At 47.1% G+C, this 12,514-nt stretch carries 11 protein-coding genes; 10 read left to right on the top strand and 1 reads right to left on the bottom strand.

What is annotated here, in order from left to right; translation table 11 throughout:
• The 9 genes from QUD86_RS05780 to QUD86_RS05740 all read left to right on the top strand — a co-directional run bounded on the left by QUD86_RS05780 (position 1) and on the right by QUD86_RS05740 (position 9,095).
• Positions 1–1,134 carry a M50 family metallopeptidase gene (locus tag QUD86_RS05780; RefSeq protein ID WP_286295812.1) on the top strand — a complete coding sequence of 378 codons (1,134 nt, stop codon included), beginning with the start codon at positions 1–3 and terminating at the stop codon, positions 1,132–1,134.
• On the top strand, positions 1,131–3,470 hold the full coding sequence (gene bamA / locus QUD86_RS05775) for an outer membrane protein assembly factor BamA (protein ID WP_502928856.1): 2,340 nt from the start codon (positions 1,131–1,133) through the stop codon (positions 3,468–3,470). Before QUD86_RS05780 ends, bamA begins: the two co-directional genes overlap by 4 nt.
• A gap of 18 nt (positions 3,471–3,488) precedes the next feature.
• On the top strand, positions 3,489–4,016 hold the full coding sequence (locus tag QUD86_RS05770) for an OmpH/Skp family outer membrane protein (RefSeq protein ID WP_286295811.1): 528 nt from the start codon (positions 3,489–3,491) through the stop codon (positions 4,014–4,016).
• Between the two features lie 5 nt (positions 4,017–4,021).
• Entirely contained in the window at positions 4,022–5,086 is a 1,065-nt protein-coding gene (gene lpxD / locus QUD86_RS05765; protein WP_286295809.1) for a UDP-3-O-(3-hydroxymyristoyl)glucosamine N-acyltransferase, read from the top strand.
• 88 nt (positions 5,087–5,174) lie between these two features.
• Positions 5,175–5,624, top strand: a complete 450-nt coding sequence (gene fabZ, locus QUD86_RS05760; protein ID WP_286295808.1) for a 3-hydroxyacyl-ACP dehydratase FabZ — start codon at positions 5,175–5,177, stop codon at positions 5,622–5,624.
• On the top strand, positions 5,624–6,421 hold the full coding sequence (gene lpxA, locus QUD86_RS05755) for an acyl-ACP--UDP-N-acetylglucosamine O-acyltransferase (protein WP_286295807.1): 798 nt from the start codon (positions 5,624–5,626) through the stop codon (positions 6,419–6,421). Before fabZ ends, lpxA begins: the two co-directional genes overlap by 1 nt.
• A gap of 20 nt (positions 6,422–6,441) precedes the next feature.
• On the top strand, positions 6,442–7,659 hold the full coding sequence (lpxB, locus tag QUD86_RS05750) for a lipid-A-disaccharide synthase (RefSeq protein ID WP_286295806.1): 1,218 nt from the start codon (positions 6,442–6,444) through the stop codon (positions 7,657–7,659).
• Positions 7,660–7,669: 10 nt separating this feature from the next.
• A complete protein-coding gene (gene rnhB / locus QUD86_RS05745) occupies positions 7,670–8,263 on the top strand; it encodes a ribonuclease HII (RefSeq protein ID WP_286298683.1) in 594 nt (197 codons plus the stop codon).
• A 7-nt stretch (positions 8,264–8,270) separates the two neighbouring features.
• Positions 8,271–9,095 (top strand): TrmH family RNA methyltransferase, encoded by an 825-nt coding sequence (locus QUD86_RS05740; protein WP_286295804.1) that lies wholly within the window; start codon positions 8,271–8,273, stop codon positions 9,093–9,095.
• Here QUD86_RS05740 and ppsR read toward each other — a convergent pair.
• On the bottom strand, positions 9,092–9,919 hold the full coding sequence (gene ppsR / locus QUD86_RS05735) for a posphoenolpyruvate synthetase regulatory kinase/phosphorylase PpsR (protein ID WP_286295802.1): 828 nt from the start codon (positions 9,917–9,919) through the stop codon (positions 9,092–9,094). The genes QUD86_RS05740 and ppsR overlap by 4 nt on opposite strands.
• Positions 9,920–10,025: 106 nt before the next feature.
• Here ppsR and ppsA point away from each other — a divergent pair, with 106 nt between their 5' ends.
• On the top strand, positions 10,026–12,428 hold the full coding sequence (ppsA, locus tag QUD86_RS05730) for a phosphoenolpyruvate synthase (RefSeq protein WP_286295801.1): 2,403 nt from the start codon (positions 10,026–10,028) through the stop codon (positions 12,426–12,428).
• Positions 12,429–12,514 lie beyond the last annotated feature (86 nt).

Here is a 12,514-nt window from a genome sequence, read left to right as displayed (position 1 = left end):
ATGCAAGCTTTAATTACCCTGGCCTCATTTTTAGTAACACTGGGTGTGTTGGTCAGTTTCCACGAGTATGGCCATTTTTTGGCGGCACGTTTGTGTGGCGTCAAAGTGCTGCGCTTTGCCGTGGGGTTTGGAAAGCCAATCTATACCTATCGCGCTAAGAGCGGTACGGAGTGGGTTCTTGCTTCGATTCCCCTAGGCGGATACGTTAAATTATTAGATGGTCGCGATAGTGAGCAGTCGATCTCGTCGCAAGATCGAGCTAAGGCATTTGACAGTAAGCGCTTATGGCAGCGGTCATTCATCGTGGCGGCCGGGCCACTTGCCAATTTTCTGTTGGCGGTCATTTTATTTTCAGTGATTTACTTGAGTGGCGTCCCTCAATTACCTGCTCGCCTGCAGGCACCTGCAGAACAGTCGGTTGCGGCAAAAATAGGGCTCATTGAAGGTGACCAGGTTATTGGTTGGAAGTATCTTTCCTCAGGTCAAGTGAGTGGCGGCACTATTGAGCAGTTTGATGTAGTGCCTAGTTGGAATGCACTACGTTGGTTGCTCATGGATGCAATGACAGGGGAGCAGGGCTTTGCTTTAGAGATACAGACCCCGGGGGGATCGCGAGTAAACAAGGTATTTAAAAGCGAAGATTTGCCTCGGATTAGTCCTGAAACAGACCCCTTTAAGGCGCTGGGTATTTTGCCTAAAGTATCTACTCCGCCTGATTTGATCGAGCTCAAATTAGGGCCTTTAGACGCCATTGCTTTTGCTGGCGAGCGGGTTTATTTAATTACCAAGGTTTCCTTGCGGCTCATGATGGGCTTGTTTACTGGCACTACTGCTCTAAATCAGCTTGGGGGGCCCTTGAGTATCGCTGATATGGCTGGAAAGTCAGCACAGGTAGGGTGGCAACCATTTGTTGCCTTTTTGGCGCTCATGAGCATCAGTATTGGTCTTCTCAATCTGCTGCCACTTCCAATGCTAGATGGGGGTCAGCTCCTGTATGATGCATGGGAGTTGCTGGCTGGAAAGCGCATTTCAGTACCAATGCAGGAAAAGCTCCAAAAAGTGGGTTTTTTGCTGTTAGTTTCCCTTTCTTTGCTGGCATTGTTTAACGATTTGCAACGCTACCTTTCACCTTGAATTTTCATAACACTCCATTTCGTGCGTTAACCCATTTGCTGGCCCAAATTGCATTAATTGTTCTGGCGGGTTTGTCTACGTACGCTCATGCAGCAGATTCTTTTGTAGTCAAAGATATTCGTATCGAGGGTTTGCAACGGGTTGAGCCCGGAACGGTCTTTAGCTATTTGCCTGTTCAAGTTGGCGACACCTTTACTGAAGAAAAGGGCGCCGAAGCAATTAAGGCGCTTTACAGCACCGGCTTTTTCCGTGACGTTCAAATTCAGGCTCAGGGTAACGTCTTAATTGTGATCGTTGAAGAGCGTCCCACAATCTCCCGTATTGAATTTACGGGCATGAAAGAATTTGAGCAGGAAAACATTCGAAAGTCCTTAAGAGCAGTAGGCGTTGCAGAAGCCCGCTTTTACGACAAAGCCCTCATTGACAAGGCAGAGCAAGAGCTTAAGCGTGCCTATGTTGGCAAAGGCATGTATGCCGCTGAGGTAGTTGCTACAGTGACCCCAGTCGAGCGCAATCAAGTGGCGGTGTATTTCAATATTGATGAAGGCCCAGTAGCCAAAATTCAAGAAATTAACTTTATTGGCAACAGCGTCTTTAGTGAAGGCACTCTCAAAAGCGAGATGCAGCTAAAAACCGGCGGATGGCTATCTTGGTACAGTAAAGATAATCTGTACTCAAAGCAGAAGCTGACGGCAGACTTAGAGAATATTCGCTCTTACTATCTCAACCGTGGTTATCTTGAGTTTGTGATTGAATCGACTCAGGTCTCAATTACCCCAGACAAAAAAGGCATTTATCTCACCATTAGTATTCGTGAGGGCAATAAGTTCACGGTGAAGAATGTCCGCTTAGCTGGTGAGTTGCTGGGTAAAGAGGCGGAGTTCATGCAGTTGGTCACGCTTAAACCTGGTGATACTTTTTCTTCCGCTAAGTTGACTCAAAGCACTAAGGCTATCGCTGATCTACTGGGTTCTTATGGTTATGCCTTTGCTACGATCAACCCCCAGCCAGATATCCGTCGCGATCAAAGTGAGGTAGACCTTACTTTAGTGGTTGATCCAGGGCGTCGCGTATACGTACGCCAAGTCAATGTCACTGGTAACGCTAAAACACGTGATATGGTGATTCGTCGTGAGATGCGACAGTTTGAAAGCTCATGGTTTGATAGTGAGAAAATTGATTTATCTAAAAAGCGCTTAGGTCGACTTGGCTACTTTACCGAGGCAGATGTTGCCACTCAGGATGTACCAGGTTCGCCTGATCAAGTTGACGTCAATGTGAAAGTTAGTGAGAAGCCTACGGGCGCTGTAACGATCGGCGCTGGATTTTCCTCAACGGAAAAGCTAATCCTATCTGCCGGTATCAATCAAGATAACGCCTTTGGTACGGGAACTGCCGTAGGTTTGAACGCCTCTTTGGGTAAGATCAACCAAAGTTTGGCCTTATCAAACTACGACCCTTACTTTACGGAAGACGGCATTAGCCGTTACACCGATCTGTACTACCGATCATCCAAGCCTTTGTATTACGTAGGCGACCCTGACTACCAAATTAAGACTGTTGGTTCGAACATTAAATTTGGCGTACCGTATACCGAAGTCGATCGGGTCTTTTTTGGAACGGGTATTGAGGTATTTAGTATTTATGCAACGCAAAATACGCCAATTCCATATCAAAATTATGTCAAAAGTTATGGTGGAACTGTCCCTGGCCGCTTGCAGACCTATAACGTTCCACTGACAGTGGGCTGGTCTCGTGACGGACGTGATAGTGCATTAATTCCATCAACTGGATCACTCCAGCAGCTAAACGCGGAAGTGGGAACCCCAGTCGGGGACTTAACTTTCTACCGAATCTTCGGGCAGTATCAAAAGTACCACTCGTTTTCAAAGGGTAATATTCTGTCCTTTAACGGTGAGGTAGGTTACGGCGAAGCTTACGGAAACAAGCCTTTCCCGATTACTAAGAACTACTACGTCGGTGGTATCGGCTCAGTTCGTGGATATGCTCCTGGCTCGCTTGGGCCCACTTTCAAAAATGACCTTACAGGATTAAATCAGCCAACCGGCGGACAGTCCAAGATTGTTTCTAATATTGAATATACGGTTCCTGTTCCGGGATCTGGCATCGACAAGACTTTACGGGTATTTACTTTCCTAGACGGCGGTAATGTATTTGGTGAGAATATTAACTTGGTCTTACGCTATTCTTATGGCTTAGGTTTATCATGGATATCACCATTGGGTCCGCTGAAGTTCAGTTACGGTATTCCGATCAAATCGTTACCAACGGATAATATTCAGCGTTTGCAGTTCCAGGTGGGTACGGCGTTTTAATTGTTCAAGGAAAGTGTTATGAAATTTAATCAATCTACAAAATGGATTCAAGTGGGCTTGTTAGCAGCCTTATCCTCACTCGCGCTGCCACAGGCATTCGCACAAGATGCAGGGACTCGAGTCGCAGCTGTGAACGTTGAGAAAGTATTTAACGAGTCCAATTTGGCAAAAGCTAGCCAAACTAAGCTCCAAAATGAATTCATGAAGCGTCAGAATGAAATTCGTGACAGCGCACAAAAAATTAAATCTGCAGCAGAAAAGTTAGATCGCGATTCAGCGGTTATGTCCGAAGCAGATCGTGTGCGTCGCCAGCGAGAATTAGCTGATCAAGATCGCGAACTCCAGCGTAAGCAACGTGAGTACACCGAGGATCTCAATCAGCGTAATTTTGAAGAGCGTGCAAAGATTGCTGAAAAAGCAAATCAAGCTCTCAAGATCATTGCTGATCAGAGAAAAATTGATGTGATTATTCAGGATCCTGCGTATGCCAATCCTAAGGTTGATGTCACTGATGATGTCATCAAGGCCTTAAATAACCTTAAGTAATTCGTATGTCTACCGCCCTCGACCTGGCCGAACAGTTTCAAGTAAGCTTAGTGGGGGACGGCTCCCTTCTTTTAGAGGGCCTTGCGCCCCTTGAGAAGGCGCAACCAAACCAAATATCTTTTCTCTCAAATCCGCTTTATCGTAAGACCGCAGCTGATAGTTCAGCGGGCGCTCTGATTGTCAGTCAAGCGGATTTAGACTTCCTCCAGCAAGAGCCTGGATCTCAGCTTCAGTCTAGGGTGTATTTTGTTGCTAAGAACCCTTATGCAACGTTTGCCCGGTTTGCCCAATCATTTGCTCAGTTACGCGCGCCTGTTTATAAGCCAGGCGTTCACGGGAGCGCTGTAATCGATCCACAAGCGATGGTTCCTGCATCTTGTCATATTGGACCCTTTGTTCACATTGGAGCGGGCGTGATCTTAGGGGAGCGCGTGGTTTTACTGGGTAATAGCACCATCGCCCGCAATGCCAAAATCGCAGACGATACTTTGATTTATCCAAACGTATCGATTTATTCCGATATCACTATTGGTAAGCGTTGCATCATTCATAGTGGGGCCGTGATCGGCGCTGATGGTTTTGGTTTTGCTCCCGACTTTTCCGCTACTGGTGGCGAATGGGTCAAAATTCCACAGACTGGTACGGTAGTCATTGGCGACGATGTAGAGGTGGGGGCATCCACTACTATTGATCGAGGCGCAATGAGTAATACGATTATTGGAAGTGGCACAAAAATTGATAATCAAGTTCAGATTGCACATAACGTAATTATTGGTAGCTGCTGTGTGATTGCTGGATGTGCGGCTATATCAGGAAGTACCAAAATTGGGCACTTCTGCATTATTGGCGGCGCTGCCAATTTTGCTGGACATTTAACGATTGCAGATAGAACAACAGTCTCTGGTAACACCTCGATTATTCGCTCGATTACTGAACCAGGTCAGCACTTTACGGGTGTCTATCCCTCGATGCTGCATAGCGCCTGGGAAAAGAATGCGGCCATTCTTCGTGGGCTCGATAAAATACGTCAGCGTTTGCGTCTTCTAGATAAGCGTAATAGTGCAGAGTAGTGCAGCAGAATCTAATAACGGAATCTAATAACCGCGTTGTCTGTCCAGACCGACAACAATTAACAAACTTTAATATGCAGGTAAAAAAATGAGCAAAGCTATCGCAATCGATATTCATCAGATCCTAAAATTATTGCCGCATCGCTATCCCTTTTTGCTAGTTGATCGGGTGCTGGAAATTGAACCGCGTAAAAGTATCACTGCTCTTAAAAATGTCACAATGAATGAGCCATTTTTTCAGGGGCACTTTCCGGATTTTCCGGTGATGCCTGGCGTGTTGATCATTGAGGCATTGGCCCAAACTGCAGCGCTGCTCACTTTTTCGGAAGAGCGTGCTGAGGATGCGGTTTATTATTTTGCTGGTATTGATGGCGCTCGTTTTAAAAAGCCGGTGCTGCCAGGCGATCAGTTAATTATGACTGCCACCTTAGAGCGTGAGCGCGCTGGAATTTATAAGTTTCAGGTAAAAGCCACCGTAGACGGAGAGCTTGCTGCTGAGGCGAATATTACTTGTGCAGTTCGTACGAAGGGCGTGTGATGACTCGGATTCATACTTCTGCCATAGTTGACCCCCAAGCTGAAATTGCTAGTGATGTTGAGATTGGCCCTTATTCAGTGATTGGTCCAAACGTCAAAATCGGAGCCGGAAGTAAGGTGGGCTCACATACCGTAATAGAGGGTTACACCACTATTGGTAAGGAGAATACTTTCGCTCATTTTGCAGCCATTGGCGGACCGCCACAAGATATGAAGTACCGCGGTGAACCCACTCAATTGATTATTGGTGATCGCAATACAATCCGAGAGTTCACTACGATTCATACCGGCACAGCCCAAGATGAAGGCATTACCCGTATTGGAAACGATAACTGGATCATGGCCTATGTGCATATTGCGCACGATTGTCAGATTGGTAACAACACCATTTTCTCGAGTAACGCCCAAATTGCAGGGCATGTGCAAGTGAGTGATTGGGCCATCATGGGTGGTATGTCAGGCGTACATCAGTTTGTGCGGATTGGTCAGCATGCCATGTTAGGTGGTGCCTCTGCCTTAGTGCAAGACATTCCCCCTTTTGTCATTGCGGCTGGGGACAAAGCTTCTCCACATGGCATTAACGTGGAAGGATTAAAGCGTCGTGGGTTTTCAAGTGACACTATCTCCGCACTGCGGCAGGCCTATAAGGTTCTTTATAAAGATGGTCTGAGTTTTGAAGAGGCTAAGGTAGAGATTCAGAAAATGGTTGTTGCTAATGCTGCCGATCTTGCCACCGCTGAAAAACTAGCTGAGTTCCACGATTTTATTGCCGCATCTACGCGCGGCATTGTGCGATAGAGATTGGCCTAGTACCTAAGATGGTTTCTGGGTTAAGGCTGAGGTTAGCGTGTGTTGCTGGAGAGCCCTCGGGTGATTTACTGGCAGCGCCAGTATTAAGTGCGCTTAGGCAGATTCCGGATACATCGAATTTAGACGTTTTTGGTATTGGCGGGCCTCGTATGCAGGCTGAAGGTTTGCGCTCGGATTGGCCGATGGAGACCTTGAGTGTGCGCGGCTACGTTGAGGCAATCAAGCAACTGCCAGCGATTCTGCAGTTGCGACGAGAGTTGATCGCCTACCTCCTTGGCGAGGGTCGTCCAGATGTGTATTTAGGCGTTGATGCACCTGATTTCAATTTAGGGATTGAGCTCAATTTGCGTAAAGCAGGTATTCCAACGCTACACTTTGTGTCTCCTTCTATTTGGGCATGGCGTGCGGGGCGAATAAAAAAAATCGAGCAGGCTGTTGAGCGAATGCTTTGTATCTTTCCATTCGAACTTGATATTTATGAGCGGGCAGGAATCAGTGCTACTTACGTTGGTCATCCCTTAGCTAGTGAAATTCCCCTGGTGCCAAACCCCGTGTCAGCCAAGCAAAAAATAAGCGATTTACTGGGTTGCTCTATAAATCAACTAGATGGAACCATCATTGCCGTTCTCCCGGGTAGTCGCAGTTCCGAGATCGAATTAATTGCCCCTATTTTCTTTGAAACCATGATCGAGCTTGCTCAGCGGATGCCGGGGCAACAGCTTCACTTTTGTATTCCGGTGGCCACGCCCCGTTTACGTCAGCCACTCGAGGCTTTGCTTAAGCAAGCCCTCAACACCAATCCAGATCTGCATATTTATTTAATTGATGGTGAGGCCGACGCCATCCTTGAAGCATCTGATGTGGTGCTGATTGCGAGTGGAACAGCGACCCTACAAGCAGCGCTATGGAAAAAGCCTATGGTGATTTCTTATAAAGTACCTTGGCTTACGGCGCAAATTATGAAACGCCAAGGATATCTACCTTATGTAGGTCTGCCAAATATCCTGGCTGGAGAATTTCTAGTTCCCGAGTTACTGCAAGAGGCAGCTACCCCTCAAAAATTAGCGAGTGCTTTGCTTGACTGGCTTAATCATCCAGCAAAGGTAAGCGCATTAGTAACTCGATTTTCTGAGATTCATGAGACCTTACGGCGACCTACCGGCTTACTAGTTGCTCAGGCGGTTGCGCAAACAATTGCTGCTGGCAAGCATTCAGTTACGGCGTGAGCATACTTTAATGGGCTTGATTTGGGTGTGTGGAGTAGATGAGGCTGGCCGTGGGCCTCTCGCTGGGTCAGTAGTTGCGGGTGCCGTGGTGCTTGACCCTGATCATCCAATCGAAGGATTAAAAGATTCAAAGACTTTATCAGCCTCGCGCCGGGAATTTCTGTTTGAGCAAATCCAGCTCAAGGCAAAGGCCTGGGGTATTGGTGAGGCGAGCGCTGTAGAGATAGATGAAATCAATATTTTGCAGGCAACGATGTTGGCGATGCGTCGCGCCATTGAAGATCTTACAACGCGTTTAGGTGCTTGGCCAGATAAGGCTTTGATTGATGGTAACCGCTGCCCAAACCTACCCATTGAAGCGGAGGCCATAGTCAAAGGTGATACCAAAGAGCCAGCTATATCAGCCGCATCTATTTTGGCCAAGGTGACTCGTGATCGTCAAATGATGGCGCTGCATGAACGTCATCCTGAGTATGGTTTTGCTCAGCACATGGGTTATCCGACCGTAGCCCATTTTGCAGCTTTGCAAAAGTTTGGCGCATGCCAGGAGCATCGACGCAGTTTCTCGCCAGTACGTAAGGTATTGGCGCTGCATAGTCGATAATATAGCTATGAAAATAGAATTTATCAGCTCCAAAGATAATCCCTTGCTCAGGGAAATCCGCCTTTTACAGACTGCCGGTCCCAAAGGTCAAAAGGCTAGACTGACCTCAGGACATACTTTGCTGGAAGGCATTCATTTGGTGCAAACCTGGGTTGGTGATCCTGCGCTAAAGACATTGATTACCTCTGATCTGGGTCTGCAAAACCCAGAAATTTCTCAGGCCGTTTATGACCATGTAGAGATTTGCCCGGAAACGCGGGTGTACCAATTAGATAAGGGTTTGTGGGATCTAGTGAGTGACTTGGTCAACGCGCCGCACGTTGCTGGATTTTTAGATTTGCCTAAATCTAGTTTTGCATCACGACAGCCGGTAGCGACCTTATCGGGCGACCTTCTGATTTTGGATCGAATACAAGATGCTGGCAATGTTGGCTCAATGCTTCGCACCGCAGCAGCAGCAGGCTTTACACAAGTTGTCGCAATCTCTGGCTGTGCGCATTTATGGTCTAGCAAAGTAATGCGTGCTGCTATGGGAGCCCATCGATTATTAGATATCCATGAGGGCTGGTCAAGCCAGCAGGTACTCAGCGCAGTGACTGCGCCACTCTTAGCCGCTACAGCAGATGCCTCTTTAGAATTATTTAATATGCCTCAAGTGCTCATTCATCCAGTAGCTTGGGTGATGGGAAGTGAAGGCCACGGGGTATCAGAAGACTTATTGGCACAAGCAAAAGGCGTTTCAATCCCGATGGATCCTCGTATAGAGTCTCTCAATGTTTCCTCTGCAGCGGCGATTTGTTTATTTGAAACGGTCCGGGTACGTCGCAGCTAACCTAAGATTGTTCTATCGGACTTAATCGATTGCAGTACTGTCGTTGCGATCTCTTCAATCGATTTGCTGGTAGTTACTACCCAGGGTATCGATTCTTTTTTCATCATGGCAGTCGCCTCATTAATTTCGTAGCGGCAGTTTTCTAATTTGGCGTAATTACTTCCCGGGCGGCGCTCATTCCGAATTTCAGATAACCGTTCAGCATCAATCATGAGGCCAAAGATTTTGCTTCGGTAGGGAACCAGGTCTTTTGGTAACTGTCCACGTTCAAAATCTTCTGGAATCAGGGGGTAGTTGGCCGCCTTCATTCCATACTGCATTGCTAAATAGAGACTGGTTGGGGTTTTTCCCACTCTGGATATCCCCACCAGAATGACATCTGCCTCTGCCAGATTTTTATTGGATTGACCATCGTCATGTGCCAGGGAGTAATTAATGGCTTCAATACGGTTTTTGTAGGCCTCGGTATCGGCATTATGGTGCAGGCGATTCATGGCATGAGTCGATTTAATGCCTAAAGCCTGCTCTAGGGGCGCCACAAAAGTTTGGAACATGTCCAAAATCAAGCCATTGGCTTTCCCAACAATCTGATTTAGTTGCGGGTTCACTAAGGTGGTGAACACAATCGGCGGGACATCGTATTTTGAGGCGGCTTGGTTGATGCTAGAGACGGCGTCATGGGCCTTTTCGGTGCTATCCACAAAAGGAACCCGAATGTGCTTAAAAGTGGCCTCAAATTGCGCCAAAATAGACTGACTGAAGTTTTCAGCAGTAATTCCAGTGCCGTCAGAAACAATAAAAACAATGCGGGTTTGGGTGGACATCAGTTTGGCCTATCGGAGGTGGTCAGCACTACAATATGAAGTTATTGAAGTATGCCGCATTTTATGCCGCCGCTCGACCAGTTTTCCTACCTTAAGAGAGTATTTTATGTCCAACCAACAGCAACAAAATAGCAATGTAGCAAATGCCTATGTTTTGCCTTTTGAGCAACTCCGTATGACCGATGTTGAGTCTGTCGGCGGTAAAAATGCGTCACTAGGGGAGATGATTTCCCAGTTATCTTCCACTGGCGTGAGAGTACCAACAGGTTTTGCTACAACGTCTTTGGCTTTTCGAGATTTCTTGGAGCATAACAATCTAACCGAGCGGATTCAGAAGCGTTTAGAGAATCTCAACATTGATGATGTACGCGCTTTAGCTGAGGCCGGTAAAGAAATTCGTGGATGGATTGAGGCTGCCCCTTTTCAAACTCGCCTTGATGAAGAGGTTCGTGCAGCATTTAAGCAATTAGATGACTCGGGCAAAGGATCCTTTGCTGTGCGATCTTCTGCCACCGCAGAAGATTTGCCTGATGCCTCTTTCGCTGGCCAACAAGAAACCTTCTTGAATGTGGAAGGGATCGACGATATTCTTAAAAAGATTCGTGAAGTATTTGCCTCTCTTTATAACGATCGTGCGATCTCTTATCGTGTTCACAAGGGTTTTGCTCATGCTGAAGTAGCGCTATCAGCGGGTATTCAGCGAATGGTGCGCTCTGACTTGGGTGCGGCCGGCGTAATGTTCACTTTAGATACTGAGTCTGGTTTTGAAGATGTCGTATTTATTACTTCAAGCTATGGTCTTGGCGAAACTGTTGTGCAAGGCGCAGTGAACCCAGATGAGTTTTATGTTTTCAAAACGACCTTAGCTTTAGATAAGAAGGCGATTATTCGTCGATCTTTGGGTTCAAAGCTTATTCAGATGCAATTTGCGCCTGCAGGTTCGGCAGAAAAAGTAATGACGGTAGATGTTTCTCCAGAAATGCGCAATCGTTTTTCTTTGGAAGATGCAGACATCACAGAGTTAGCAAAATACGCTGTGATTATTGAAAAGCATTACGGTCGCCCAATGGATATCGAGTGGGGTAAAGATGGTCAAGATGGCCGTATGTATATTTTGCAAGCGCGCCCTGAGACCGTGAAGAGTCAAGCTGCTGGCCAAGTAGAAATGCGCTACAAGTTAAAAGGCAGCTCTAAAGTATTAGCCAAAGGTCGTGCGATTGGTCAGAAGATCGGCGCCGGACCGGTGCGGATCATTCGTGATCCTAGCGAAATGGATCGAGTGCAGCCAGGCGATGTCCTAGTGGCTGACATGACTGATCCAAATTGGGAGCCAGTGATGAAGCGGGCGGCAGCGATTGTGACTAATCGTGGTGGGCGTACTTGCCACGCCGCCATTATTGCGCGTGAGCTAGGTGTTCCTGCGGTAGTAGGTTGTGGTGATGCCACAGAGCACTTGCAAGACGGCATGATGGTGACTGTGTCTTGTGCAGAGGGTGATGAGGGCCACATCTATGATGGCTTGATTGATACGGAAGTTACTGAGATTTCTCGCGGTGTATTGCCAGAGATTCCAGTGAAGATCACCATGAACATTGGTAATCCTCAACTGGCTTTCGATTTCTGCCAAATTCCGAATGCTGGGGTTGGCTTAGCTCGCCTTGAGTTCATTATTAACAACTACATCGGCGTTCATCCCCGTGCAGTTTTAGAGTACCCCAATATTGAGCCGGACTTAAAGCGTGCTGTTGAGAGTGTTGCACGCGGTTATGCAAGTCCTCGTCAGTTTTATGAAGACAAATTGGTTGAAGGTGTAGCTACGATTGCTGCCGCCTTCTATCCAAAACCCGTGATTGTCCGTCTGTCAGACTTCAAATCCAATGAGTACAAGAAGCTGATTGGTGGCTCACGCTACGAACCAGATGAAGAGAACCCAATGCTGGGTTTCCGTGGCGCCTCCCGCTATGTCTCTGCAGACTTTGGCGAGGCTTTTGCTATGGAGTGTGCGGCAATGAAGCGTGTTCGCGAAGATATGGGCTTGGACAACGTAGAGATCATGATTCCTTTTGTACGCACCATTAAGCAAGCGGAACGGGTCATCGATATGATGGCTAAATTGGGCCTCAAACGTGGCGAGAAGGGCTTACGCCTCATCATGATGTGTGAGATTCCATCCAATGCCATCTTGGCGGATCAGTTCTTAGAGCACTTTGATGGCTTCTCTATTGGCTCTAACGACATGACTCAATTAACGCTTGGTTTAGATCGTGACTCTGGAATGGAGTTATTGGCCATTGACTTTGATGAGCGTGACCCTGCAGTTGAGTTCATGATTGCTCGCTCGATTGAGGCCTGCCTCAAGCAAAACAAATATGTCGGTATTTGTGGTCAAGGTCCTTCTGATCATCCTGACTTTGCTCGTTGGTTAGTTGCTAAGGGCATTACCTCCATCTCACTCAATCCGGATAGCGTAGTTGCTACTTGGGAAATGCTGGGCAAGACTGAGGCGTAATGCTGGGCAAGACTGAGGCGTAATGCTGGGGCGTAATACTGAGGTGTAATACGCCTCTTCTTGAGATCGATATACCAATTACCAAT

The sequence above is a fragment of the Polynucleobacter sp. TUM22923 genome (assembly GCF_030295705.1).
Lineage (GTDB): Bacteria > Pseudomonadota > Gammaproteobacteria > Burkholderiales > Burkholderiaceae > Polynucleobacter.
The sequence above is the reverse complement of the archived record's forward strand: the minus strand, read 5'-3'. Positions and strand labels throughout refer to the sequence as shown.

Coding starts and splice junctions, on each gene's coding strand:
- lpxD (WP_286295809.1), top strand. CDS start 4,022: ATGTCTACCGCCCTCGACCTGGCCGAACAGTTTCAAGTAAGCTTAGTG.
- lpxA (WP_286295807.1), top strand. CDS start 5,624: ATGACTCGGATTCATACTTCTGCCATAGTTGACCCCCAAGCTGAAATT.
- ppsR (WP_286295802.1), bottom strand. CDS start 9,919: ATGTCCACCCAAACCCGCATTGTTTTTATTGTTTCTGACGGCACTGGA.
- fabZ (WP_286295808.1), top strand. CDS start 5,175: ATGAGCAAAGCTATCGCAATCGATATTCATCAGATCCTAAAATTATTG.
- ppsA (WP_286295801.1), top strand. CDS start 10,026: ATGTCCAACCAACAGCAACAAAATAGCAATGTAGCAAATGCCTATGTT.
- QUD86_RS05780 (WP_286295812.1), top strand. CDS start 1: ATGCAAGCTTTAATTACCCTGGCCTCATTTTTAGTAACACTGGGTGTG.
- lpxB (WP_286295806.1), top strand. CDS start 6,442: ATGGTTTCTGGGTTAAGGCTGAGGTTAGCGTGTGTTGCTGGAGAGCCC.
- QUD86_RS05740 (WP_286295804.1), top strand. CDS start 8,271: ATGAAAATAGAATTTATCAGCTCCAAAGATAATCCCTTGCTCAGGGAA.
- rnhB (WP_286298683.1), top strand. CDS start 7,670: ATGGGCTTGATTTGGGTGTGTGGAGTAGATGAGGCTGGCCGTGGGCCT.
- QUD86_RS05770 (WP_286295811.1), top strand. CDS start 3,489: ATGAAATTTAATCAATCTACAAAATGGATTCAAGTGGGCTTGTTAGCA.